The organism is Haladaptatus sp. AB618 (assembly GCF_024136965.1).
In the GTDB taxonomy this organism is placed as follows: domain Archaea; phylum Halobacteriota; class Halobacteria; order Halobacteriales; family Haladaptataceae; genus Haladaptatus.
Map to the genome: position 1 here is coordinate 147,954 of NZ_JAMYJX010000001.1, position 24,201 is coordinate 172,154.

General features: G+C 61.2%; 19 protein-coding genes and 1 pseudogene. 6 read left to right on the forward strand and 14 right to left on the reverse strand.

Annotated elements, in window-relative coordinates; genetic code table 11:
• Positions 1–21: 21 nt before the first annotated feature.
• Together glmM and NKF26_RS00790 are read right to left on the reverse strand one after the other, a co-directional pair.
• Positions 22–1,386: a phosphoglucosamine mutase gene (gene glmM, locus NKF26_RS00785; protein ID WP_253224844.1), complete on the reverse strand. Its 1,365-nt coding sequence runs from the start codon at positions 1,384–1,386 to the stop codon at positions 22–24.
• A gap of 47 nt (positions 1,387–1,433) precedes the next feature.
• Positions 1,434–2,579, reverse strand: coding sequence for an MFS transporter (locus NKF26_RS00790; RefSeq protein ID WP_369682121.1), 1,146 nt, complete (start codon positions 2,577–2,579; stop codon positions 1,434–1,436).
• Positions 2,580–2,777: 198 nt separating this feature from the next.
• Between NKF26_RS00790 and NKF26_RS00795 the strand changes: the two genes are divergently transcribed.
• Complete coding sequence (locus NKF26_RS00795) at positions 2,778–3,650, forward strand: hypothetical protein (protein ID WP_253224846.1); 873 nt, start codon at positions 2,778–2,780, stop codon at positions 3,648–3,650.
• An 18-nt stretch (positions 3,651–3,668) separates the two neighbouring features.
• On the opposite strand, the gene NKF26_RS00800 is transcribed toward NKF26_RS00795, so the two are convergent.
• Positions 3,669–4,937, reverse strand: coding sequence for a DUF1743 domain-containing protein (locus tag NKF26_RS00800; RefSeq protein WP_253224847.1), 1,269 nt, complete (start codon positions 4,935–4,937; stop codon positions 3,669–3,671).
• Between the two features lie 144 nt (positions 4,938–5,081).
• On the opposite strand from NKF26_RS00800, the gene NKF26_RS00805 reads away from it, so the two are divergent.
• Positions 5,082–6,029: a transcriptional regulator gene (locus NKF26_RS00805; RefSeq protein ID WP_253224848.1), complete on the forward strand. Its 948-nt coding sequence runs from the start codon at positions 5,082–5,084 to the stop codon at positions 6,027–6,029.
• Here the strand turns inward: NKF26_RS00805 and NKF26_RS24325 are convergent.
• The 5 genes and pseudogenes from NKF26_RS24325 to thrS all read right to left on the reverse strand — a co-directional run bounded on the left by NKF26_RS24325 (position 5,996) and on the right by thrS (position 11,629).
• Positions 5,996–6,736, reverse strand: a pseudogene (locus NKF26_RS24325) (hypothetical protein). The gene NKF26_RS00805 and the pseudogene NKF26_RS24325 sit on opposite strands and share 34 nt — an antisense overlap.
• 204 nt (positions 6,737–6,940) lie before the next feature.
• Positions 6,941–7,189 carry a glutathione S-transferase N-terminal domain-containing protein gene (locus NKF26_RS00820; protein WP_253233903.1) on the reverse strand — a complete coding sequence of 83 codons (249 nt, stop codon included), beginning with the start codon at positions 7,187–7,189 and terminating at the stop codon, positions 6,941–6,943.
• A 77-nt stretch (positions 7,190–7,266) separates the two neighbouring features.
• On the reverse strand, positions 7,267–8,730 hold the full coding sequence (locus tag NKF26_RS00825; RefSeq protein WP_253224852.1) for an NCS2 family permease: 1,464 nt from the start codon (positions 8,728–8,730) through the stop codon (positions 7,267–7,269).
• A 153-nt stretch (positions 8,731–8,883) separates the two neighbouring features.
• Complete coding sequence (locus tag NKF26_RS00830) at positions 8,884–9,597, reverse strand: phosphoribosyltransferase family protein (protein WP_253224853.1); 714 nt, start codon at positions 9,595–9,597, stop codon at positions 8,884–8,886.
• Positions 9,598–9,688: 91 nt separating this feature from the next.
• Entirely contained in the window at positions 9,689–11,629 is a 1,941-nt protein-coding gene (gene thrS / locus NKF26_RS00835; RefSeq protein ID WP_253233904.1) for a threonine--tRNA ligase, read from the reverse strand.
• Between the two features lie 281 nt (positions 11,630–11,910).
• Here thrS and NKF26_RS00840 point away from each other — a divergent pair, with 281 nt between their 5' ends.
• Complete coding sequence (locus NKF26_RS00840) at positions 11,911–12,678, forward strand: hypothetical protein (protein WP_253233905.1); 768 nt, start codon at positions 11,911–11,913, stop codon at positions 12,676–12,678.
• Positions 12,679–12,712: 34 nt separating this feature from the next.
• Here the strand turns inward: NKF26_RS00840 and NKF26_RS00845 are convergent, their stop codons facing one another.
• On the reverse strand, positions 12,713–13,198 hold the full coding sequence (locus NKF26_RS00845; protein WP_253224855.1) for a helix-turn-helix domain-containing protein: 486 nt from the start codon (positions 13,196–13,198) through the stop codon (positions 12,713–12,715).
• A gap of 195 nt (positions 13,199–13,393) precedes the next feature.
• On the opposite strand from NKF26_RS00845, the gene NKF26_RS00850 reads away from it, so the two are divergent.
• Positions 13,394–14,242: a ribose-phosphate diphosphokinase gene (locus tag NKF26_RS00850; RefSeq protein ID WP_253224856.1), complete on the forward strand. Its 849-nt coding sequence runs from the start codon at positions 13,394–13,396 to the stop codon at positions 14,240–14,242.
• Positions 14,243–14,287: 45 nt separating this feature from the next.
• Here the strand turns inward: NKF26_RS00850 and NKF26_RS00855 are convergent, their stop codons facing one another.
• Both NKF26_RS00855 and ileS read right to left on the reverse strand, forming a co-directional pair.
• Positions 14,288–16,387 (reverse strand): hypothetical protein, encoded by a 2,100-nt coding sequence (locus tag NKF26_RS00855; protein ID WP_066139989.1) that lies wholly within the window; start codon positions 16,385–16,387, stop codon positions 14,288–14,290.
• 302 nt (positions 16,388–16,689) lie between these two features.
• The gene (gene ileS, locus NKF26_RS00860; RefSeq protein ID WP_253233906.1) at positions 16,690–19,887 is read right to left on the reverse strand and encodes an isoleucine--tRNA ligase; all 3,198 of its coding nucleotides are present in this window, start codon (positions 19,885–19,887) and stop codon (positions 16,690–16,692) included.
• Positions 19,888–20,046: 159 nt separating this feature from the next.
• Between ileS and NKF26_RS00865 the strand changes: the two genes are divergently transcribed.
• Together NKF26_RS00865 and NKF26_RS00870 are read left to right on the forward strand one after the other, a co-directional pair.
• Complete coding sequence (locus NKF26_RS00865; RefSeq protein WP_253233907.1) at positions 20,047–20,454, forward strand: hypothetical protein; 408 nt, start codon at positions 20,047–20,049, stop codon at positions 20,452–20,454.
• Positions 20,455–20,591: 137 nt separating this feature from the next.
• A complete protein-coding gene (locus NKF26_RS00870; RefSeq protein WP_253233908.1) occupies positions 20,592–21,392 on the forward strand; it encodes a hypothetical protein in 801 nt (266 codons plus the stop codon).
• Between the two features lie 40 nt (positions 21,393–21,432).
• On the opposite strand, the gene prf1 is transcribed toward NKF26_RS00870, so the two are convergent.
• The 3 genes from prf1 to NKF26_RS00885 all read right to left on the reverse strand — a co-directional run bounded on the left by prf1 (position 21,433) and on the right by NKF26_RS00885 (position 24,178).
• Positions 21,433–22,674, reverse strand: a complete 1,242-nt coding sequence (gene prf1 / locus NKF26_RS00875) for a peptide chain release factor aRF-1 (RefSeq protein WP_253233909.1) — start codon at positions 22,672–22,674, stop codon at positions 21,433–21,435.
• Positions 22,675–22,760: 86 nt separating this feature from the next.
• Positions 22,761–23,387 carry a cysteine hydrolase family protein gene (locus tag NKF26_RS00880; protein ID WP_253233910.1) on the reverse strand — a complete coding sequence of 209 codons (627 nt, stop codon included), beginning with the start codon at positions 23,385–23,387 and terminating at the stop codon, positions 22,761–22,763.
• A complete protein-coding gene (locus tag NKF26_RS00885) occupies positions 23,384–24,178 on the reverse strand; it encodes a YqcI/YcgG family protein (protein ID WP_253224862.1) in 795 nt (264 codons plus the stop codon). The genes NKF26_RS00880 and NKF26_RS00885 overlap by 4 nt, the downstream gene beginning before the upstream one ends.
• Positions 24,179–24,201 lie beyond the last annotated feature (23 nt).

The following is a 24,201-nucleotide window of genomic DNA, read 5'->3' on the forward strand; positions in this document are numbered from 1 at the left end:
TTTGAACGATCGAACGAGGTATCAGACGTCCGCTTTGGCCGTTCGAAGGGTGTCTTCCATCTCCGCCGCCAGTTCCTCGGCACGATGGCGTTCGTGCGCCTCGGCGTAGATTCTCACCATCGGTTCCGTTCCGCTGGGACGGGCCAGCACCCACGCATCACCGAAATCCAAGCGGTAGCCGTCGCGGGTGTTCAGTTCGGCGTTCGAATCCGTCGCCGTCTTCTCCGCGGCGGCGAGCAGCGCGTCGTGTTCGGCGTCCGTCGTGTACTTGATGTTCGTCCGAACGTTGTGGTAGCCGCCGTACGGTGCCACTACCTCGCTCGCGCTTGCGTCGACCAGCAGTTCGAGGAACTTCGCGGCGGTGTACGCGCCGTCGCGGGTGAGACGATAGTTCGGGAAGAAGATACCGCCGTTGCCCTCTCCGGCGACCGGAACCGACACGTTCTGGTCCCGTAATTCTCGGATTCGGGTGATGATGTTGGTGCTCCCGATAGGCGTCAGTTCGAGGGTCGCACCCGTCTCGCGGGCGACGTCCACCAGCCGCTGGGAGACGTTGACGGCGGAGACTACGGCATCGCCGGGTTCGAGTTGGGCGGCCGAGAGCGCGGCGAGCGTCGCGTCGCCTTCGATGTACTCGCCGTTCTCGTCGTAGAAGATGGCGCGGTCGGCGTCACCGTCGTGGGCGATACCGACGTCAGCACCGCTCGCCTCGACCAGTAAGCCGAGGTCGTGGAGGTTTCCGGGGACGGGTTCGGGGTTGCGGCCGGGAAAGTGGCCGTCGGGTTGGCTGTTCGTCGTGACGACGCGGCAGCCGAGTTGGCGGAAGAGTTCGGGGGAGGTGAGCGAACCGGCACCGTGGCCGGGGTCGAGGGCGACGGTGAGGTTCGCGTCGGCGATTTTGTTCGTGTCTATCGAATCGAGCAGTTGGGAGACGTATCGTTCGCGGGCGTCGTCGATGACGTGGCTGTGGCCCGTCTCGCTCCAGCGAACTTCCTCGAACGCTTCGGTGAGAAACTTACCTTCGACTCGTTCGAGGTCGTCAACCGAGAGTTCGATGCCGTCGTCGCCGATGAGTTTCACGCCGTTGTACTCCGGCGGGTTGTGGCTCGCGGTTATCATCAACGCGGGAACCCCCTCGCTTTCGGCGTACGACTGCACGCCGGGCGTCGGCACGATGCCGAGTCGGTCCACGTCCGCCCCGACGCTCGCCAATCCGCTGGCCGCGGCGTCGGCGAGCATGTCGCCTGTCGCTCGTGTATCCCGTGCGAGTGCGATGCGGTCGGTGCGCCAGACCGTTCCCGCAGCCTTCGCAATCTTGAGCACGAACTCGGGAGTCAGTTCGTCGTTGGCGACCCCTCTCGTCCCGCTCGACCCGAACACCTTCATGTGGGGGCATGGGATTTCTGCCTTCAAAGAGATTCCGAATACGGGTGCTACTCCGCCTCTGCACGGTGTCCGGTGGCCGATTTCACCGGCGTTTCCCAGCCGATGACGACGAGCGACCCGACGATGAGGAAGCCGCCAGCCACCGCCAGCGCCGTGAGCGGCGACGCCACGTCCGAGAGCACGCCGCTTCCGAGTTGGAAGGGAATCACCGCCAGCGAACTCACCATCGCCAGCGACGAGAGGACGGTCGCCCTCCCCAGCGTCTCGATACGGTCGTTCACGTACTGGGACGCGAGCGACCGCGTCGTCTCCGCGATACCCCGAGCGAACAGGAACGCCGGAATCGCCAACACCGGCATCATACGGAGCGCGACGAGCGCGATACCGACCACGAACGGAATCGTGAGGAACCACGTTCGTAGACCGATCCGCTCCCGAATCGCACCGGTGTAGTAGCTCAATCCCGCCGAGAGCAGGCTGATGGCCGCGTAGAACCAGCCCAAAATGGGCTCGACGTTCCCGGGGGCGACACCGACCTGTGGCAGGACGGTCTTCAGGACGGGTTGGACGTACATGAACACGAGATAGGACACCGCCGAGAAGAGGACAAAGTAGTAGACGACGAACGCCCGCAGTCGCTCGTGGGAGAGCGTTTCGCGGATGACACCGGCGGCCTCCCGGACGCCGAGTTCGTCCGACTCGCTCTCCTCGTAACTCGCGGGTTCGTCCATCCCGAGGAGGACGGGAACTCCGACTCCCGTCACGCCCGCCGCGACGAAAAACGGATACGCGAGGTCGATTTGGGCGAGATAGCCACCCAAGACCGACCCGACGACGCCGACCAGCAGCGCGGCCGATTGCCCGCGCCCCCGGACGTGTGCGAACCGGTCCTCGGATAGGTCGTCGGTCAAGGTATCGTACAGCCACGCGTCGCTGGTGCCCGACCGGAACGTGTAGCCGAACGACCAGCAGGCGTACAGGGCCGCGAGATGGACGAAGTTTTCGGCGAAGCCAATGCCGACGAGCGTCAGCGTGATGATTCCGGTTCCGATGAGCAGGCTGTTTCGGCGGCCGACCCGGTCACCGACGTAGCCCGTCGGAATCTCGGAAACGAGCGTCGTGACGTTGTAGATCCCTTCGAGCACGGCGATTGCGGTGAAATCGAGGCCGAGAGAGAGGAAGTAGAGATACATGATGGGTCGATAGAACTCCACCGCTTTCGTGGACTTGTAGACGTAGTAGAGTCCGATATTCCATCCGACGGTGCGACGCGACCGACCCATATCGATTCGCTCGTCCGCAAGCACCCTGTTCGTTCCGCGCAACCGATTGCACATAGCGAATTGACATCTTTCGTCGGGATTTTATCGCCGCTGGTGCAACGGCCGTCCATGGACGACGAGCGACCCGACCCTGCCGACGCGCTCGCCGCGATCGGCAACGAACGCCGTGTTTCGATGCTGTACGAGCTTCAACAGGCGTTCCGCGACGGCGAGTCCGCGCTCCCTTACGCCGACCTCAAGCGACGGGTGGGCGTCCGAGACAGCGGCAACTTCAACTACCATCTCCAGCGCCTCGTCGGGCAGTTCGTCCGAAAAACCTCGGACGGCTACGCGTTGACCTACGCGGGTCGCAAGGTCGTGAGCGCGCTGACGGCGGGCGTGTTCACCGAGCAGGCCGACGGAGCCACCTTCGACGCGCCAGGAACGTGCTACGAGTGTGGCGAGGCATCGCTTTCGGCCCGCTACGAGCAGGAACGGGTTCGTATCGTCTGCGAAAGCTGCGACGAGGAAATCCTCCACAACCCCTTCCCGCCCGCGCCGACGACGCGCCGCGACGACCTCCTCGACGCGTTCGAGGCGTGGACCCGCCGTTGGAACGCCCTCGCCGCCGCCGGAACGTGCCCCGAATGCGGGTCGAAGATGGCCGGACTGCTCACCGACGACCGGCACGAATTGAACACCGGAAACGTCCCCTACCGCCTCCGCGTCACCTGCACGGAGTGCTGGGCGATGGCGAATCTCCCCGTTGGCTGTCTCGTCCGCGATCACCCTCGTGTCGTCGGATTCCACGCCGAACGCGACGCCCCGCTCGACGCACATCCCCTCTGGAACCTCGACTGGGCGCTTCACGAGGACTTCCTGACCGTTCTCGCCGACGACCCTCCGCGTGTTCGACTCCGAATTCCCGCCGCCGACGACGAACTCCGACTGACGTTCGATGCCGAGGGCTCGGTCGTTTCGACCAGCGTCGTCGAACGGTGAACCGAGGTCTTCGGATCCTTATCGCTCCGGGTGAATCGGCGCGTCGAACCCGCCCCTGACGAGCGGTTTGGCGATGTGGCGGCGCGCTTCCGGCGGCACCTCGTACCAGCCGAGTTCGAGGTCACGCTCGATTTCCCGTTCGACTTTCCCGTCCGCATCCGTTCCACACCTGCGACAGCGGTAGCCCTGTCCCGCGCCCGCGCTCTTCATCGAGCGGCCACAGCCGGGGCAGTTCGGCGTCACGAGTTCGGTCGTGTCGAGGTTCCTGACGGCGAACTTCTCCAACTTGAGCGTTTCGTCGGTGACCTCGCCGCAGGCCGTGATTCGGTCGCCGGGACGGAGGTTCCGAACGTGATTCCGAAATCGCTTCGTGGGTTCGAAAGCGGCACACAACTGTTCGGTCGCGCCGTCCTCGATGGTGAAAAAGACGTGGCCACCACGTCGGGTTTCCGGCTCCGAAGCGACCGTTCCGGTCACGCGGTAGGCTCGATCGTCCTCGATTTCCTGGAGTTCGGCGTCCTGCAAATGGGCGTCGGTCCCCTGATTCGTCACGAACAGCGCCGTTTTGACGACGGGTTCGCCCCCGATTCGCTCGGCGACTCGCCGGACTTCGTCCGGGTCGTCGCCGCGAATACCGTGGAGGATGGGACAGGGCGTGTGCGGAACACAGACCGCTTCGCCGGTGCCGCGGTCCACGGTGTCCCACACGCCGGGATACCCCGAATCGGCGGCCGCGAAGGTCGAATCGAAGTCCACCTCGCGGGGCGTTCCCCAGCGGTCCGATTCGCGGTAGGAGATGTGTTCGTAGGTCCACTCGGAGAACGCGGCGTGCGCGCCGATGGCCGCCAGCGCGCCGATCTTTCCGCGGCCGTTCTTCCACCCGGCGTGTCGGTAACCCGCCGCGTCGATCCGTCGCTCGGCGTCCTCCCGAGATAGTAACTCCCGAATCGCTTTCCGCGAGAATTCCGCGACGTCGTCCGGAATCCCGTCGGGAGCGTGCGGCGCGACGACGAGGCCGGGATTCGTCCGCGGGTCGTCGGTCTCGGCGGCCGAATCGAGTTCTGAACGCGCGAGCGCGAAGGCGCGTTCGGGATCGAAGTCCGTGTGAATCGCAAGCGCGGCGTTCCCCCGTGTCTTGTGTTTCACGGCGGGATTGAGTCGGACGAGGAGCAGTCGCTCGATGGTTCCCCCGGCGTCTCGAATCGTTTTCGCGAGTCGCGCCGCGAGGTAGGTCGTACACATCCCGCGTTCGCGGGAGTCGGTGTCGTCGAGACCGATGACGGTCACGTCCGGTGATTACGGCGTGGCGAATTAACAGTTTTCGAAGAAACAATGCTATTTGAATCTACTGCCGGCAATTTACACAATCGCCAGACTGCGGCGGGATGGCTCGCCAAAACGCCTTTATATGAGAGTCACTTACCTCCCACCATGTCCCGGTCTGCACTGGTCGGAAACGTGACTGCGATGTTAGAGGATGCGGGCTTCGTAGTTAGCGACCGGTGTGCTATCCGACCAAAGAGCTTCGACGTGGCAGCGCGACGAGGACCAGACCTCCTGTTGCTGAAGATCCTCGGCAACATCGACGCGTTCGACGCCCAAACCGGCATCGAGATGCGCCGCCTCGGCACGTATCTCGACGCGACGCCGCTGGTACTCGGGCTTCGGACACGAAATCAGGACCTCGAACCCGGCGTCGTCTACTTCCGTCACGGCGTTCCGGTGTTCAGCCCGGACACGGCAGTCGATCTGTTCGTGGAGGGCGTCCCGCCGCTCGTCTACGCCGCACCCGGCGGCCTGTACGTCAACATCGACGGCGACATCCTCCGCGACGAGCGCCAGGACCGCGGTTGGAGCCTCGGTCAATTGGCCTCCGAACTCGGCGTCTCGCGTCGCACCGTCTCCAAGTACGAAGGCGGCATGAACGCTAGCGTGGAAGTCGCCGTCGAACTGGAAGCGTTGTTCGACCGCGAACTGACGAGTCCGGTCGAGGTGTTCGACGGTGCCGACGAGGTGACGGAAGAGGACGAACCGGACCAACCGGAAGCCGAATCCGACGATCAAGACATGTTCTCCACGCTCACACGCGTCGGGTTCACGGTTCACCCCACGAGCAGAGCGCCGTTCCGGACGGTCAGCGAGGACGACCGCGAGGACCGCGTTCTGACGAGTCACTCGGCGTTTACCCGCACGGCCGAAAAACGCGCTCGGATCATGAGTTCTATCAGCCACGTCGCACGGACCCATTCGGTCTACTTCGTGGACAAGGCGCGACGGGAAACCGTGGATGGCACTGCACTGGTCGAACGCGAGGAAGTCGAGGACCTCGACGACGCCGACGAACTTCAGAAACTGATCCGCGAACGCGCGGAAGCCTGATCGATCCAGTCCTTCATCGCGCCGAGTAGCAACCGCACGTTCGTCCCGAACTGACTCACGAGTGCGCGGGGGAACCGTTTTCGTGCATTGTCGAGCGCATCGTCGAGCGCGGCGCTCGCGTCCTCGAAAACGCTACCGTGTCCGAAGAGGATACGCTCCGGTTCGAGTTCGCCGAGCGCATCCTGCGGCGGAAACAGCCGATGGGAGAGCACGACGCCGATTCGCTCCTCGCCCACGGTGTAGCCCGGACCGGATGCGAGCAGGTCCGGAACGATAAGCGTCCCATCCTCCTCGCGGTAGGCCACCGCTTCCTGCCACAGCAAGAGCGGTTAGAAACGACGGACACGAAATCCCGAGTCGCCGAACGTCGTCTCGAATCGCTCGATGGGAGCATCGACCCGCTCCCCGACGCGACCCATCCAGCGCGGAACGTGAACTGACACACCGTGCCGGGCCGCGATGGTACCGGCGTCCCTGGCGTGATGACTACACAACACCGCGACGCCGACGACGCTCCCGAGGTAGTCCAACAGCGCGTCGAGTTCCGGAGCGTCCAGCGGGTCGATGAGCCAGACGCCGTCGTCCGCTGTAACCGCGTGGCTAGTGCGCATACCCTCCTCGGTCGGATGCGACAGCCAACTCACACCGCCATCCCAGCGGTCGATCACCCGAAAATCGGTCGCCGCCGACCGTTCGTACACCGGCATAGTCCGGTATTTTCGAGCCAATTATATCAATTATCCTGTCTGTACTGGCATTTGTACTGACCTCCTCCGACAAGCAACTCGCGGAAAAAGCTCGATACGGGACCGCGGTCGTCGTGGATCGATATCCCGTCCGCGGACCGACATTCCGTCGTGATCGTGTGGCTTGTCGGTACGGGAGTCCCCGTTCTCGTCACTGATGCGGTTTTACGCGCCGTACGTCTCTTCGAGATACTCGTTGATGTCGTCGCTCTCCGGCATTCCTTCGACGCCGTGTTCTTCATCCACCAGTACCGGAACCCCGGTCTGGCCGCTGATCTCTTTTACTTCCGTCCGCGCCGAATGGCTTCGTGGGACGGAATGTGATTCGTACTCCAGTCCGAGTTCGTCGAGTTTGGACGTGACTTTCGCACAGAACGGGCATCCCTTGAGTTCGTACAGTTCGAGGTTCGGCATACGAACGCGTAGGGAGGTGAGAAATAAGAGTGTGGTGTTCAGGAGAAAACCCGCTGGTTTTGAAGGCGAACCCCGGATCAGACGTTCCCTTTCAGGAGGTCGCTCGTCCGGACGAAGAAGTAAACGACGAACGCGGCGGCGAGTACCCAGTGTCCGGGTCGGATGTCATCGCGCTTGCCCGCGGCGAGTTTGACGATGGGGTAGGAGACGATGCCCGCGGCGATGCCGTAGGCGATGGAGTAGGTGAACGGCATGACCAGGATGGTCATTCCGGCGGGGACGGTGTTGGTGATGTCGTCCCACGCGATGTCCACGACGTTGCCGAGCATCACGACGCCGATGACGACCAGCGCGATGTGCGAGGCGTACTGGGGCACTGCGGTGGCCAACGGGACGAAGGCGAGCGAGAGGAGGAACAGAACCCCGATGACGAGCGCCGTCATTCCGGTGCGGCCACCCTCCTCGACACCTGCGGCGGATTCGATGTACGTCGTCACCGTCGAGGTTCCCAGCATGCCCCCGACCGTGGTACCGATGGCGTCGGCCATCAGCGGCTTGTCAACGTCTGGGAGGTTGCCCTCCTCGTCGAGGAAGCCGCCGACCTGTCCGACGCCGACGAGCGTTCCGGCGGTGTCGAAGAAGTCCACGAAGAAGAACGTGAAGACGATGAGTCCGAAGGAGAACAATCCGCTGACGGAGGCCAAATCGTGAGCGCCGAGGCCGCTCACGAACGCTCCGGCGACGGGCGTGATGTCGTAGGTTGCACCCGTCATCGTCGGGGTGAGGGTACCCGGCGCGACGAGGCCGAACCACTCGGAGGCGTAGCCGATGAGCGTCGTCAGGCCGATACCGATGATGATCGAACCCGGAATTCCGCGTGCGTAGAGCGCGAAGGTGATGAAGAGACCGACGACCGAAACGACCGCGACCGGGTCGGTCGCGACGGGGCCGAGCGTGACCAACGTCGAGGAGTCGGCGGCCACGACGTGCATCGCTTCGAGACCGATGATCGCGAGGAACAATCCGATACCCGTCCCGACGGCGAACTTGACGGGGTCAGGGAACAGACGAATGATGTATTTTCGTGCACCGATCGCGGTGAGCAGAATGAAGAGGATTCCTTCGACGACGACGGCGGCGAGTGCCGTCTGCCACGAAATTCCGAGCGTGCCGACGACGGTGAACGCGAAGAACGCGTTCAGGCCGAGGCCGGGTGCCTGGGCGAACGGTCGGTTCGCGTAGAAAGCCATCGTCAACGTCGCAACCGCGGCGGCGATGATGGTGACGACGGCGAGCATCGCCATCGTCTGGTCGTAGGAATATCCCGCTATATTGATTCCGTCCTGAATCGGTACATCTGGGCTGTCCGCGAGAAGGGACGGGTTCACGATGACGATGTAACTCATCGTCAGGAACGTCGTTATTCCCGCCATGACCTCCGTTCCGAGGTCGGTGTCGTGCTCCTCGAAGCCGAAATAGTCGGCCAGCAAGCCGGTTATCCCGGATCCCTGCTGATTACTGTTGATGTCCTTTAGCCCCATGATTCACGAATGAGCATAAACGCGAATACCTACTTAACAGTTCTCATAGTATCTGGGCATCTATACGCAATTATGCATATGTCAAGTTCCAATTCGGGTTTGAGAGGGAAAAATTAACACAACGGTGATTATTGGTGCTCGTTACCGACGAACTCACTCGAACGACGCGAGCGCCCCGACCGGCGCGTCCGTGCGCTTCTGTGCCCGTTCGATGCCCTCCGTCCCGGCGGCGATGAGCGCGAAGACGCCGCCGACGTCGGCGTCGGCATCCTCGGCGATGTCCAAGAGCAGTTCCTGCGTCTCGCCGGAGCGAATGAGGTCGTCCACGACGAGGACGGTTTCTCCGGGGGCGATGGCCGAGGAGGGGAGATAGTACGTGAGTTCGATACCGGAGGCGAGTCGCTGGCGCGCCTCGATGAACTCCTCGACGGCGGTCTCCTTCGACTTCTTCGCGTAGGCACAGCGGGCACCGAAGTAACTCGCCATCGCTGCGGCGAGGGTGATGCCGTCCGTCGCGGCCGTGAGTACCACGTCGGGCAGGTCGAAATCGAACGTTTCGACGGCGACGGGTGCCACGAGGTCGAGGAACGACTGGTCGAAGACGACCCCGGAGTTGTCTACGTAGCCTTCGGGGTCGAGTCGGGTTCGTGCCTGTAGCTCTTCGGCGAGTTGCTCACGCCCGACGCCTTCCACGACCGCTTCCGCACGGTCGGGACTGGGCAGGACGTGGCCGTTCACGTAGCGATTCAGATCACCCGCCGGAAGTTCCGTGACTTCCGCGAGTTCGTCGTAGGTTCGGGTCTCCTTGAGCATTCGGAGGACTGAGACGGCCTGTAGTTGGAGATTGGCCTTCTCTGCTCGGTTCATACCCATCTAGTCATCATCGTGCAACCTTGAACACTTCGATGATAGTTTGCCGCCGTTTAGGCACACCTATGTTGGTTCGGCTGCTATCGGGTCAGTCGAGGAAATCCGGCCGAAGCCGCTTTTCGCCGTACTCGCCGTCCAGATGATTCCGGAACTCGGCGAGTTCGACCCCTCCTCGCTGTCGTTCTTCCCTGTCGCGTACCGAGAGCGTCCCCGATTCGGCCTCGTCGCTCCCGACGATGACCATGTAGGGGACCCGGTCGTCGTGGCCCGCCCGAATCTTCTTTCCGAGCGTCCAGTCCCGCTCGTCGACTTCGACGCGGTACGCGCCGAGTTCGTCCGCGATTTCCGCCGCATACTCCGCTTCATCGTCCGTGATGGGAAGGATTCGAACCTGCTCGGGTGCCAGCCAGAGCGGGAACTTCCCGGCGACGTGCTCGATGAACACGCCCATGAATCGCTCCATCGACCCGAGGAGCGCGCGGTGGACCATCACCGGCCGGTGTTCCTCGTTGTCCTCGCCGACGTAACTGATGCCGAGGCGTTCGGGTTGCACGAAGTCCAACTGCACCGTTCCTATCGTCCACTCGCGACCGATGGCGTCCTCAACGTTGATGGCGATTTTCGGCCCGTAGAACGCTCCTTCGCCCTCCGCAACCTCGTAATCGAGTCCCTCGTCCTCCAACGCGTTTCGAAGCGCCTCGTGTGCTCGCTCCCATAACTCGTCGTCGCCGATTGCGTCGTCGGGTTTCGTCTCCAGTTCGAGGTGAGCGTCCAAGCCGAACACCTCGTACATCCCGTCGATGACCGACAGCGTGCGGGCGATCTCCTCCCGAATCTGGTCCTTGCGAATGAACGCGTGGCCGTCGTCCTGCGTGAATCCCCGAACGCGCAACATCCCCGAGAGTTCTCCCGATTGTTCGTTCCGATAGCACATGCCGAACTCCGAGAAGCGAAGCGGCAGGTCACGATACGAGCGTCGCTGTTCCCCGTAGATGTACGCGTGATTTGCGCAGTTCATCGGCTTGAGCCCGTACTCGTGGCCGTTTTGCTCCCACGCGAACATCTCCCCTTCTTCCTTGAAATGGTCGTAGTGCCCCGACTTCTTCCACAGTTCGGCGTGGTTGAGTTCCGGCGTCTTCACCTCGTCGTAGCCCAACTCGTCGTTCTTCTCGCGGACGTATTCCTCCAGTTCGCGGCGAATCGCCATCCCGTTCGGGTGGAAGTTGACACACCCCGGCGAGTGGTCGGGCACCGAGAAGAGGTCCATCTCGCGCCCGATCTTCCGATGGTCGCGTTTTTCGGCTTCCTCCCGACGTTCGAGGAACGCTTCGAGATCGGCCTCGCGCTCGAAGGCCGTGCCGTAAATCCGCGTGAGCATCGCCTCGTCCTCGTCGCCGCGCCAGTAGGCACCCGCGATTTCGAGCAACGAGAGCGCGCCGACCGCTCCCGTCGAGGAGACGTGCGGCCCGGCACAGAGGTCCTCGAACTCTCCCTGTCGATAGAACGTGACCGTCTCTCCGTCCGCGACGATGTCGTCGAGCAGTTCGAGTTTGTACGGTTGGTCGGCGAGTCGCTCCCGCGCCTCCTCGGGTACCACCTCCTCGCGCTCGATGTCGTACTCCGCCGCGACGATGTCCCTCATTTCGCTCTCGATGGCCGCGAGGTCGGACTGCTCGATGTCGAGGCCGTCGAAGTCGTAGTAAAACCCGTCGTCCGTCGGCGGGCCGATGGCGAGCTTTGCGTCCGGAAACTGTCGGAGGACCGCTTGTGCGAGGACGTGCGCGGCGGAGTGTCGCAGCACCCGAACGTAGTCGTCACTCCCCGGCGTGACGATTCGCAGGTCGGCGTTCGACTCGATTCGATATTCGGGGGCGACGAGGTCGCCGTCGACGATTCCGGCGACGCAGTCCTCGCCGAGTCCCGGCCCGATGTCGTCGGCGACGTCCCCGACCGATGGTTCGTTCTCGAATTCGCGTTTCGATCCGTCCGGAAGCGATACGATTACCGATCCCTGTGATTGTTGGCTCATGGTTGTGACTCGTGATTTCGAAAGAGCGCTGGCCCGCTTCGACCGACCGGAAGCGCGTTCGGAGACGCGCGGCTCTCGGCTTCGAAGACGGGCGGGAAAACGACGATGGTGGTGACTAGATTAGCGGGTACAAACCCGGCGTGTAAAGCAGTCACCTAGCATCGTGTTGCTCGACTGATCGTAGTCGCGCCACGGTATTTAATCCTTGTGCGGGCCGCAACCACTCGCGCTTTCGACGGCGAACCCGAACGCTTTCCCCGATTTGTGTCCATCATTCGCGTATGACCAGTATCGACGAAAAGCGGGTGTACAGCGACCAAGAGGGGACGACGACGGTGTACGTCGGGACCGAACTGGGCGTCGCCCGCGTAGAGGTCTCCGGTGACATCATCGGAGAGTTTTCGTTGGCACACCGCTGTGTCTCCCGGGATACGGCGGCGACCGATGGCGCTCTCGCGGTAGCGACGGACGAAGACGTGCTCGATACGGAGTTCTCACCGCTCGACTTCGGACCCGCCGTCGCGGTCGGATTCGACGGTGACGACCTCCTCGCGGCGGGTGACGACGGCCGACTCGCACGGTACGACGGCGAGTGGAACGAGTTGGCGACGGTGGACGACGTGCGGGCCATCGACGGGAATCTGGTCGCCGCCGCCGACGGCGTCTATCGGGTTTCGTCCGACAGTGTTCAACACGTCGGCCTGACGGACGTGCGGGACGTCTCGGCAGCGGGCGGACCACTCGCCGCGACCGCCGACGGGTTGTACCGACTCGGCAACGGCTGGATGGACGTTTTCGATGGTTCGTTTCGGGTCGTGAGTGCGACGGCGGAGGATGCTTACGCCGCCACCGCCGAAAAAGTCGTTTCACGCGACGGCGACGAGTGGCAGGAGGTTTCCCTCCCGGTTTCGGACCCCGTCGCGGCTATCGGGTTCGGTGACGGCGTGTACGCAGCGACCGATTCCGGAACGTTTCTGGTACGTTCCGGTGATGGATGGCGAAATCGCCATCTCGGACTGACCGGCGTCACGTCCCTCTCGGTTCGGTAGTCTCAATTCGATAGTCTCGATTCGATTCGCCCGGCTACTCCTCATCCAGCGCGTACAACCCTCGGTGGACGCGCCGGACGAGACCGAGTCGGGTGATGTCCCGAAGTCGGTTTTTCACGCACTCTTGAGTGACGTCGAGTTCCTGTGCGAGGTATGCGGGTGTCGCACGGCCCCTCGAAAGCAAATTCAAAATCCCTCGCTCGGTCGGCCTGAACTGGTCGTCTTCGAACGGAACGTCCACGAAAACCGTTTCGGTGGTTCGGTATCTCCCGTCGTTTGCCGGTTCTTCGAGTGTTAATTCGTACAGGCCACGATACGGTTTTTGCACGATATCGACCTCGCGGAATCCATCGAGAAGCGACCGGGCCGTCCCCGATTCGATCGCTAGTTCACTGGCGACGTAGGCGGGTGTACAACGACCCTCCCCGAGGAGGTTCAACACCCCTTTCTCCGCCGGTGTCAACTCGTCCTCGTCGAGTGGAAGCGACGTTCCGATGTTCAACCGGGTTACCGAAACCATCGAACGATACTACTACCCTCCTGCATAAATAATATATTATATTAGCATATCAAATATTTCGTCATAGATGTAAGTTTTCATGTGTTGGTGTCCGTTTCTCACCGTATCTCCTCCGGCCTCCCGATTCGAGGCACTGCCATGTCTCCTCGGCGACGAGTGAAAATCGGTTTAACCTGGCATATCCAGTGTGCTCGTATGATACTCAGTGGGTCTGCCTCGCAATCTTTGGCGGCCACACTCGCCGATGAGCTGAACGAACCGCTCGGATTCGTGGAGTACCAGTCGTTCCCGGACGGGGAACTGCTCGCAAGCGCACCGGACTTCGAAGCCCACCGTGCCATCGTCGTCGCTTCCACCGTCTCCAGCGACGCACATCTCGAACTCCTGCAACTACAGGACGCCGCCCGTGAATGGGGTGCCGAGGAAGTCGTCACCGTCCTCCCATACATGGGCTACGGGCGACAGGACAAGGCGTTCGACCATGGGCAACCGATTTCCGCCCGAGCAGTCGCCCGTGCCATCAGCAGCGGAACCGACCGCGTGTTCACTGTCAACCCTCACGAGGAATCCGTCTGCGACTTCTTCGACGTTCCCGCCGAATCCATCGACGCCGCGGGTCGCCTCGCGGACCCGCTACCCGACGACTTGACCGACCCCGTCTTTCTCTCCCCCGACGAGGGCGCACTCGACATCGCCGAAACGGTCCGCAACGCGTACGGCGACGGCGTCACCGATTACTTCGAGAAAAAACGCCTCTCCGGCACCGAGGTCGAAATGACGCCCAGCGACACCGACGTGACCGGCCGTGACGTGGTCATCACGGACGACATCATCGCCACCGGTTCGACCATGAGCGAGGCCGTCTCGCTCCTCCACGGGCGTGACGTCGGCCGGGTCTTCGTCACCTGCGTTCACCCCATGCTCGCCGGGAACGCCCGCCTCAAACTCGCAAACGCGGGCGTCGAGGCCGTCTACGGTACGGACACCATCGAACGAGCCGTGAGTCAGGTGTCCGTCGCCCCCGACATTGCGAACGTATTGTAACACCCCATCTTGGTTGCGTCGGACGCTTTGGCAGAGCGAAGGCGATTACAGCAGTTCTCTCACTTTCTCCGCGGTGAGTTCGTCGCTCCAGTAGATGTCGCCGTTGATTTCGACCGGTGCATTCTCTTCCATGAAAAAGTCTTCTAGTTCTCCTTTTGAGAGGTCAAACGTCGCTACTTCTCCGGTAGGTAAGTAGTGCCGAGGAGTATTTTCAACAGCTGTTCCTACAATTATTCCTCGCTGGTAATCCCCTGCTGGATATATCTCCAATTTGACTTCGAACATTCCTCCATCAGAAGATGAAATATGAGTCACATATGAGGTCATACCAGGAGTTTGGCACAATGTTGAATATGCATCACCAAGCACGATGTAGCGATACCCTAACAAGTGAATCCGGTGAATCAGAGATAGTGCCGTCTGAAATTGGAATCCTGAACTAAGTAATCGAACAAGCAACCGACCGATCTCCGTCGCAGTGGCGTTGCTAACTTTAGATAGAGTGACAATACCTGCTGTCGAACCACGTTTGAGGAGGGCCATTCCCTGCTCGTATGAGTTACACGCATTCAGTAGAAACATCCTGACATTCACTTCTGAGAGGTTTTGAACATCGAGATACCCATCTTCGCAGTGAATTCCTTTATCCGATATGTGGCCGATGTAGTGGAAGAAGTCGGTTTGTGTGGAGAGTTGTTCCATCAATTCAGCTTTTGTCGTCCGATGATGGACTGTGACGTTGAACTGCGGAAGGTCCCATAGTTCGTAATCATCAACAACATTACTCTCGTCTTGCATCATCGGATCGTTACATACTATTGTTACATTTATGGTCGCTGTCGATGAACCCTCGTTGGTACGACTTCTCGTCGAGTATGAATGAAGCCCATCGTAGGTCAGTTTGCTCCATCGAAGTGGATATCCGGGGCCAACCCACGCACGTTGTCGCGTGTTCGACTTACCTTCCATCTCGAATATCTTGGCCGAAGGATTCGATTTGGTACTAGCTTTAGCAGAATTTTTCGAGAATCCTTCCCGGTAAAATTCATGGACCAATTCCGGTGTTTCTTCCTTCCTTTCGGATGGCGGTTGTGCCGTTCGAACGAATGCGAGTTTGTTCGCGAGGAAGGGGAGTATTTCGACGTTTTCGACGGTTGGAACCATATCGACAGCGAGATGCCATGAGGAGATCACTGGTTCAAACGTATCGAACGGGATGCCGAGATATGCTCGAAGGCGTTCTTCCAGTGACGTATCGAAAAGAACGTCCAAATCGATATCTAACCGTGGTTCGATTACTTCTCGTTCATAAAGTTCAACTGAATAAAATCCATCTGTTCGGACCAGGCAGTCCAAAAAGAATACTTGTCGAAGGATTCGCTCGATTGTTTCTTCGTAGCTATTGCCCGTCCCCAATTCGTACTCGAAATCCTTTGCGATGAGTCGTGGACTTCTTCCAGAAACGACTGACGAATTGAGATAATAGGCGAGTGACGTTGCCGGGTAGAGGTACTCTCGTTCCGGTGGAAGGACGAGCGTCGTTTCTGTCTCTCCAGAAGTCACCGAGGATGAAACGTGGAATTCGTTACCGCGTTCGATGAGTGGTGGATGTCCACGGAGTGTCGGATACGACCGTTCCGAACTTGTTGTCTTCAACACCGATCCGAACAGTGACATCGCTCGCATGATATCGTTGGTATCGTCCGTGACCGTGATCGTTCCTGGGGGTTTCCGTACTTTCGAGCGTACTCCGATGATAATACTTCGTTCTTGACCGAACGACAACTCCGAATCCGACCCTTTTCGTTCGAACGATATCGGTCCAGACAACGAGAGGTAGATCTTCATCGGCTTTCCTGATAGTTCGACCACATAGCTGTCTCTCGGCAATATCTCACCACACTGATTGTTGCTACTATCAAAACGAATCGTCCCATCGAGATCTCGAATGACAACCCCTCTATTTGCGTGCATCTCGATTGAACTCGTCTGAACCTCGACCGCTCTCTCGACCGGAAAATCCAGACCGTCGGCATCCACTTCCGTCGGAGAAACAGGCTTCGGTGTGCGAAGCACGAACCGTGATTTATCGAGTGGATCGATAAGTTCGAGTCCGTGACCATCGGAAAGGGTTTCGATTATCATGATTTAGGAAAAAACTCCGTATCTTCGTTATCGAGTGAAAATCTATTCTCGTTCCTCTGTAATAACTTTCTCTACTTCATCGACGGTTCCGTTTCGGACAAAATCAGTTGTCGAGTGGCGAACCAGATTCTCGTAATCGGCTCCTACACTTCCGCTTCGGCCAGCGGCGCGATTGCAATCCACCTTTTGCTGCACTCCCTCGCATCCGCTCGGTCGCTGGTAAAATCTGGACCAAAAGCGCGTCGTGCTCCCTGACGGTCGCACTCGCGCCCGCGAACGCTCCTGCGTTCGCGGTCGGTTTCCTACGCTTCCGCTTCGGCCAGCGGCGCAATGGCGATTTCCATCTCGACGCCTTCGACGTCCCACGTCTTTCGGTGGCCGTCCTCGACCGTGCCGACGCTCTCGGCGCGAACCTCGTCCTTCACGAGGTCCATGTGGCGCTCGACCAACTCGGCCACGCGGTCGTCGCGCACGTCGAGTTCGAGGTTGATCGCTTCCTCGATGTCCAGATCGAGTTCCTTTCGCATCTCCTGCACGCGGCGGATGACTTCACGGGCGTAGCCCTCGCTCTCGATGTCCTCCGTGAGCGCGGTATCGACGTAGACGACGCCGAGTTCCGTGCCCTCGACGTCGAACGACGCGCCGGACACGTCGTCGGGCGTCTTCGTGACGAACTCGACCATCTCGTCGTCCAGTTCCACGTCTTCGCCCAGCGCGTCCTCCACGGCGGATTCGAGCGCGGAGAGGTCGGGTTCCGTGACGCGCGCCTCGTTGAGCGCGTTCATGACCTGTCCGGCGTCGCCGCCGAAGGCGGGACCGAGCACGCTCATGTCGGCCTGTGCGCTGTAGGCGAGTTCGCCCCACCCCTCGTCGGGCGAGACCAACTCGACTTCGCGGGCGTTCAGGCGGTCGGCGAGCAGGTCGCCGTGGTTCTCGACGGCGTGGACGACCGACTCGTCCCGCGCGTCCACGACGATTCGTGAGACGGGCCAGCGGAGTTTCCGTTCGGCCTGCTGACGGGCGTTCGCGCCCGCTTCCTCGACGGCGCGGAGGACGGCCACGTCCTCCTCCAACTGCTCGTCCTGCCAGAACTCGTCCACCTCGGGCCAGTCGAGCATGTGGACGCTCTCCTCGCCCTCGTCGTCGGTGAGGTTCTGATAGATGTCCTCGCTGATGAACGGGGCGAACGGGGCGAGCAGGGCGACCAGTTCCTTCAGGACGTGGTAGAACGTCGCGTAGGCGGCCTGCTTGCTCGCGCTGTCGGCCTCGTCCCACATGCGCTCGCGGACGACCTGGATGTAGAACCGCGAGACGTCCTCGACCACGAAGTCCAGCAGCGTGCGGAGCGCTTGGTCCTGTCGGAAGTCGTCCCAGTCCTCGGTCATCTCCGCTGTGACGGTCTGTAACCGGGACAGAAGCCACTCGTCCACGAGTTCCGTTTCGGCGTCCTGCACCTCGACCTCGCTCGGGTCGAAGTCGTCCAGTCGCATGTACGGCAGCGGGAACCGGAACACGTTCCAGAGGATGTTCAGGCTCCGTTGCATGTTCTGCATCTCGTCCCACGAGAAGCGCATGTCCTCGCCCTGCGGGTTCTGCGAGAGCAGGAACAGGCGCATCGGGTCCGCGCCGTGGCGCTCGATTGCCTCCTCGGGGGAAACGATGTTCCCGATGGATTTGGACATCTTGCGACCGTCCTCGGCGAGCGCCCAGCCATGCATCAGCACCTCGTCGTACGGCACTTCGTCCAGTGCGGCGGTGCCCATGCCGAGTTGCGACCAGAACCAGCCACGCGTCTGGTCGTGTGCTTCCATGATGAGGTCGGCGGGCCACAGTTCCTCGAAGTCGTCCGGGTTACTCGGGTAGTCGAGCGTGCCCCACGACGCCACGGAGGAGTCGAGCCACACGTCGAACACGTCCGGAACGCGGGTGTACGTCGTTCCGTCCTTCGTGATGGTCAGGTCGTCCACCGTCGGGCGGTGCAGGTCAACGTCTTCGGTGTCCACGTCTTGGTCCACTGCCTCGGCGAGTTCCTCGCGGGTGCCGACGACGACCACGTCGTTCATGTTCCCGTCCCATCCTTCCGGCGTCCAGATCGGTATCGGCACGCCCCAGTAGCGCTGGCGCGAGACGTTCCAGTCCGGCGAGTTCTCCACGAAGTTGCGGAAGCGCTCGTCGCGGGCCTCCTGCGGATGCCACTCGCTGTCGTCGATGTTGTCGAGCAGTTCCTCCTTGATGTCCGTCACCGTGATGAACCACTGGTCGGTGACGATCTGCAGGATTCCCGTATCACACCGCCAGCAGTGACCGTAGCTGTGGTGGACCGTGCCGGACGCGAGCAGGTGGCCGCTCGCTTCGAGGTCGGCCATGATATCCTCGTCGGCGTCCTTGACGAACTGCCCCTCGTACTTGCCCGCTTCCGGGCCGTACGTGCCGTCGCCGCCGACGGGACAGAAGATGTCGAGGCCGAGTTCCTGGCCCCGGTTGAAGTCCTCCTCACCGTGGCCGGGTGCGGAGTGGACGAGTCCGGTACCGTCCCCGTCCACTTCGACGTAGTCGGCTTCGTACACTCGAAGCGTCCCTTCGCCGCTCGGGTGGTTCGGAACCTCGTCGTCGAGCGGGTGGTCGTACTCCCAGCCGACCAGTTCGTCGCCGGTCAGTTCGTCAACGACCTCGTAGTCGTCGTAGCGACCTTCCTTCAGGACTTCCTCGACTTTCGGCGCGCCGACGTACAGCGTCTCGGTCTCGCCGTCCTTCGTCGCTCGAACTTCGGCGTACTCCCCGTCGGCATCGACGGCGACGAACGTGTTCGCCGGGACGGTCCACGGCGTCGTCGTCCACGCGACGAGGCTTCCTTCCTGATCCGAGAGAGGAAATTTCACGTAGATGGACGGGTCGTCCACGTCCTCGTACTCGACTTCGTTGTTGGCGATGGCCGTCTCACAGCGCGGACACTGGCTGATGGAGCGCATTCCCTGCTCCACGAGGCCGCGTTCGTGAGCGCGCTGGAAGCCCCACCACGCGGCTTCCATGTACTCGGGACTCAGCGTCTTGTACGGGTTGTCCCAGTCCATCCAGACGCCGAAGGACTTGAAGTCCTCGTCCATCGCGTCGAGTTGGTCGTTGGCGAACTCCTTGCACTCCTCGATGAAGTTCTCCATTCCGAACTCCTCGATGTCCTTCTTGTTCTCGAAGCCCAGTCGCTCCTCGACTTTCGTCTCGATAGGCAGGCCGTGCATGTCGTAGCCCGGCCGGTCGGTGACGTCGTAGCCCTGCATCCGTTTGTAGCGGATGTAGGTGTCCTTCAGCGACTTGTTCCACGTCGTCCCCATGTGCGCCGCGCCGGAGGTGTACGGCGGACCGTCGACGAAGAAAAATCGCTCCGCGCCCTCCCGCGCCTGCTTCGTCTTCTCGTAGGCGTTCACATCGTCCCAGTACTCGAACACCCGGTCCTCCACCGAGTGCGGTTCGTACTGGTCGTCTACTTCGGCGAACCTGCTCATGTGCGATGTGAGTCCTTCCGGCAATAAAGTGGGTTCGGTTATGCAGTCGAGCCAGTACGACCCGTCCGGAGGGGATTTCGAGCAGGTGCCATACAGCGGCGTCCTCTCCATCGTGAATCGGCACAGAAAATACTTGTACTCCAACTCGAATCTATAGTCATGCTTCTCTTCGAAATCGTCTATCTCACTGCCGTCCCTCTCCTACTGATAATTCTCTTCGGATTGGTGTCGTTCTTCTACTGGCTACGATGGGATGCGACCGCACGCGGCAGTTCATCCCCGCTTTATTGGGCAATTTTGGGATCGATAGTCTGGCCTGTCGCCCTCTACTATCTCCTCGTCGTTCGCCCGTCCAACGAGCGACGATATCCGCCGACGCGACGGCAGGGTCTCGCGGGTATCTTCACCATCAGCTATATCGGCGCGATGGTTCTCGGGGTTGTACTCGCACCGCCTGACCCGTTCACGCAGGTTCTCTACACGCCTGTCTACTTCGTGATTCTCCTTCTGATCACGTATCTCCTCGTTTACCGACGCCGATACGGACGGCTTCCCGACATCGCATGAGGCGGCCAACCGTCGAGTAACGGATTTCGAAACCTTCCACTCTACGGTACAGCGTTTCAATACTAGCGACTCTGCTTATCCCTCTTCACGTCGGAACCCGTAGTCAGGCACTCCGTGCCGCCCACACCCCATCCACCATGTCAACCGTCCAATTCGACGACCTCTCGGACCGACTCGAAAAGTCCCTCACCGATTTCAACGGTGAGTCTTCCGACGAGCGAACGCGACTTTCGACCCGCCTCGAAACAGCATTGGAGCGGCTTCAAGACGCATTCGAATCCGCCGAGAGGTTCGAGGACGTTACCACGGCCGCCGAGAACCTCTGGACCGTCATCGACGAAGCCGAGGACGTGCTCGGCGGGTTCGACGCCGAATCGTTCGTCAACACCGTCGATGTCGGCAAATTGCCCGACGCCATCGAGTTCGAAGACGTTCCGGACGCCGTCGAGAGCGGCGACCCGACGGCGGCCATCGACACGAAGGAACTCGTGAAAGCCGTCAACTTCCGCGAGTTCTGGAGTTCCGACGAGATGCAGGACCTCTGGAACGAGGGAACGGAACTGGCCGACGCGGTGGATATTCTGTCGAGTGGCGATTCGACCGACGACGGCGACAACGGCGACAACGGCGGACTCGGCGAGATGGACGGCGACACGGCCGAAATCGCGTCGGAGGCGACCGAAGGGAAACTCCAGTCCGAACTGCAGGAGAACGCCGAGGAGTTCCGCGAACGGATCGAGACCGCCCGCGAGCGATTGAAAGGGCAAATCGCCGAGAGCGAGTTGGTTTCCGGCGAAGGGTCCGACCGCGGCGACAGCAGTTCTTCCCCCGGAAATCGTCCGGACATGCAGGTCACGTTCTCGTACTCCACGATGCCGGACGACCGCCCGGATATCGACGCCACGTCGCACTACTCGACGATGCCGAAACGCGAATGAAAGGAGAACGGGATACAGAGAGAACAGGAAGCAGTCCGGCTTACACGCCGGTGGAGTACCGAAGGATGCCAGCGACGCCGCCGAAGGCGTTCAGCAGTTGTTCGCCCTTTTCGAAGTCCGTGCTGATGAACTTCGTCTCGGTGCCGCGCTGTTCGGCGATGTTCATCAGGTACTCGATGGCGTCCTCGCGTTCGGTCATCTCGGCCTCGGTCCCGTCTTCGCAGGTGTGGCTCGGGTCCTGTTTTCGGCGGTCGATGAACTCGTACTCCTCCTGGTCGCCACACTCGAAGACGGTGACGTCCTTGCGGAGGTCCTCGGAGAGGAGCAGGCGGTCCACCGACCCCATCACGAGGTTCTTGCGCGTCGGCTCGAACCCGTAGGTCGCGAGGTCGCCCTCGTGGAGTTCGCGGAAGAACTCCTCCATCTCCTTTTTGTCCTTCATTACCTCCGCGTCGGCCAACACTTCCTGTGCGGCATCGACGAGGTCGTACAGCCCGGATTCGTCCGTGTAGGAGACGTCGAACTTTCCGAGCACCTTCTGGTCGAGTTCGTGGTGGAGGTAGTCACCGTCGAGGAACTCGTCCTTCGTCGGCGATGGACCGCCGACGAGAACGCCGTCCATCTCGTGTCGCTTCGGGACGAAGAGGTCGTCGGCCATTCCCGCGACCTCCTGATAGAAGTTGTCGATGGCTTCGAGGCGCAGTCGGTGGAAACGCTGGGCGGACTGACCACCTTTGCGCTGCTTGCCGGGGACGAGCGACGATGCTGACTTGACGGGTTCGACGCGCTTCCCTTTTAGCCACCCGACGTTCGCCTCGCGTCGGTCGAGGACGATGAGACCGTACAGGCCCTTGTCGCCGAGCATCTCCTCCAACGGTTCCGTGAGGAACTGGGAGTCACAGTGGTAGCGGAACGACTCGACGGGGTCCGGCGGGCTTTCGAGCACCTTCGTGACCATGTCGGTCTGGCCGCCGCCGGTGTCGATGGCACCGCTGAACATGACGATTCCGCGATCCGGCGGGAAGGTGTCGTAGTAGCGCAGTCGGTCCTTGATGGACGTGAGTGCGTCCTGGACGTTCGTTCGCGTCTGCTTTGATTTGATGTTGCTCGCTTCGCTGTGCTCCTGGGTGACGTGCGCGACCACGTCGCTGACCTGCTTGTCCTCCGGAATGTAGATAGTGACGAGTTGGGTCCCCGAGCCTTCGTACTGTTTCAAGTCCTCGATGACCTTCTGGAACTCGTACTTTTTCCTGTCGGACTGTTCTCCTTCCTGCTGGCTCATTACTCCCTTCTAGCCGCTCCAACTGGTAAGTAAGCTTTGACCTCGCTTGCGGCGTGCTACCGCGATTTTCCGTTTCGGATCCGTACTCACGCCACCGTCGCCAACAGTTCGTCGGTCGTCACGACGGTCGCGAATTCGCCAGCGAGTTGTGCGAGCGCGACTTGATGGTTCGTCTCGGCGGATATCTCGGTGCCGTCGGGTGCCACTCGGTCGAACGTCGCCGTCGCGTCCGAGACGAGGAACGCGCGGAAACCCAGATTCTCCGCCATTCGCGTCGTGGTCGAAACGCAGTGATCGGTCGTCAAGCCGACGACGACGACGGTTTCGTACCCCCCTTCGCGGAGCCACGACTCCAGTTCCGTCCCGATGAACCCGCTGTTGACGCGCTTTTCGAACGCAGGTTCGTCGTCCGTAGGTGCCAGTTCCGGGACGAACGCGAACCCCTCTGAATCGCCCCGAAGCGGCGAGTTTTCCTCCGTCGAGTCGTGCCGAACGTGGACGACGGGGCGGTCGGCGCGTCGCCACGCATCGAGCAGTTCCGCCGCTCGTTGCTCCGCATCGGGGTTGTTACGCTCGCCCCACACGGGGTCGGTGAACCCCTGCTGGAAGTCGATGGCGAGCAGAACGGCGTCGTCCGGGAGGCCGAGTTCGGATCGGAACTCGGAGTCGGTGTCGGTGTCGGATTCGGTGTCGGTGTCAGTTTCGGCGGTCATGCGTCGATGAGGACCCTGCTCTTCGGGTGTTCCCGAGTCGTCCGAATCGGACATTCGTCCGGCGCTTGTTCCTCGTCCTGCGAGAAGAGGTACTGGGGCCACTCGTGGTCGCCTTCGACGCCCCAGTCGCCGAGTTGCGCGTGGGGACAGACCCCGTCGTAGCTCTCCATTCGTTCCTGGATGATCTCCCGTGCTCGCCGTCCTTTCTCCGTGTCGGCCGTCACGCCGTCGAACAGGGACCGCGGTTGGAACGTGATCTCCAATCCGACCGGGCAGTACCGGCTCTTTCTGTCCTCGTAGAACGGCGCGCGACAGGTCGGGAACATCGGTTCGCCGTTGAAACAGAACTCCCACTCGTTGTCCTCCGGGTCGGTCGGGATTTCCTCCGGCCACGGTTCCGGGTCGTGAACGTGGAGGAACTGCAGGATGTGCCACATGGATTCGTGGTAGCCAGCCTCCGGGAGTTGTTCCTCCGGAGGTTCGAAGAATACCGTCAGTGGCGCACGCTTGCTGTAGTCTTCGTATATCTCGTGATACTCCGCGATGGTTTCACCGAGCGAGAGGAGCGCGTCCTTGTCGGTCATCGACGGGCAGAACGTGTACAGCGCGTCGCCCTGCTGTTCGGTCTCGATGCCGAAGTAGCACGGGAACGGTGTCCCGTTCCGTTCTCCCAACAGACCGTTTCGAAAGCTCTCGTAGTGTGCGGCGGCCCAGTCCGGTACCGCACCCGAGTCCACGCGGTGCTGGATGGTGGACTGGTCCATCAGCACGTCGATACCCGGTTCGTTCATGGAGGCCCTTTGGGAGCGAATCG

Excerpts from the sequence above, each read along its gene's own strand:
- NKF26_RS00830 (WP_253224853.1), bottom strand. The coding sequence starts at position 9,597 with ATGAACCGAGCAGAGAAGGCCAATCTCCAACTACAGGCCGTCTCAGTC.
- NKF26_RS00825 (WP_253224852.1), bottom strand. The coding sequence starts at position 8,730 with ATGGGGCTAAAGGACATCAACAGTAATCAGCAGGGATCCGGGATAACC.
- NKF26_RS00855 (WP_066139989.1), bottom strand. The coding sequence starts at position 16,387 with ATGATAATCGAAACCCTTTCCGATGGTCACGGACTCGAACTTATCGAT.
- thrS (WP_253233904.1), bottom strand. The coding sequence starts at position 11,629 with ATGAGCCAACAATCACAGGGATCGGTAATCGTATCGCTTCCGGACGGA.
- ileS (WP_253233906.1), bottom strand. The coding sequence starts at position 19,887 with ATGAGCAGGTTCGCCGAAGTAGACGACCAGTACGAACCGCACTCGGTG.
- NKF26_RS00885 (WP_253224862.1), bottom strand. The coding sequence starts at position 24,178 with ATGAACGAACCGGGTATCGACGTGCTGATGGACCAGTCCACCATCCAG.
- NKF26_RS00845 (WP_253224855.1), bottom strand. The coding sequence starts at position 13,198 with ATGGTTTCGGTAACCCGGTTGAACATCGGAACGTCGCTTCCACTCGAC.
- NKF26_RS00790 (WP_369682121.1), bottom strand. The coding sequence starts at position 2,579 with ATGTATCTCTACTTCCTCTCTCTCGGCCTCGATTTCACCGCAATCGCC.
- prf1 (WP_253233909.1), bottom strand. The coding sequence starts at position 22,674 with ATGAGCCAGCAGGAAGGAGAACAGTCCGACAGGAAAAAGTACGAGTTC.
- NKF26_RS00880 (WP_253233910.1), bottom strand. The coding sequence starts at position 23,387 with ATGACCGCCGAAACTGACACCGACACCGAATCCGACACCGACACCGAC.
- NKF26_RS00820 (WP_253233903.1), bottom strand. The coding sequence starts at position 7,189 with ATGCCGAACCTCGAACTGTACGAACTCAAGGGATGCCCGTTCTGTGCG.
- NKF26_RS00795 (WP_253224846.1), top strand. The coding sequence starts at position 2,778 with ATGGACGACGAGCGACCCGACCCTGCCGACGCGCTCGCCGCGATCGGC.
- NKF26_RS00870 (WP_253233908.1), top strand. The coding sequence starts at position 20,592 with ATGTCAACCGTCCAATTCGACGACCTCTCGGACCGACTCGAAAAGTCC.
- glmM (WP_253224844.1), bottom strand. The coding sequence starts at position 1,386 with ATGAAGGTGTTCGGGTCGAGCGGGACGAGAGGGGTCGCCAACGACGAA.
- NKF26_RS00840 (WP_253233905.1), top strand. The coding sequence starts at position 11,911 with ATGACCAGTATCGACGAAAAGCGGGTGTACAGCGACCAAGAGGGGACG.
- NKF26_RS00805 (WP_253224848.1), top strand. The coding sequence starts at position 5,082 with ATGTCCCGGTCTGCACTGGTCGGAAACGTGACTGCGATGTTAGAGGAT.
- NKF26_RS00850 (WP_253224856.1), top strand. The coding sequence starts at position 13,394 with ATGATACTCAGTGGGTCTGCCTCGCAATCTTTGGCGGCCACACTCGCC.
- NKF26_RS00865 (WP_253233907.1), top strand. The coding sequence starts at position 20,047 with ATGCTTCTCTTCGAAATCGTCTATCTCACTGCCGTCCCTCTCCTACTG.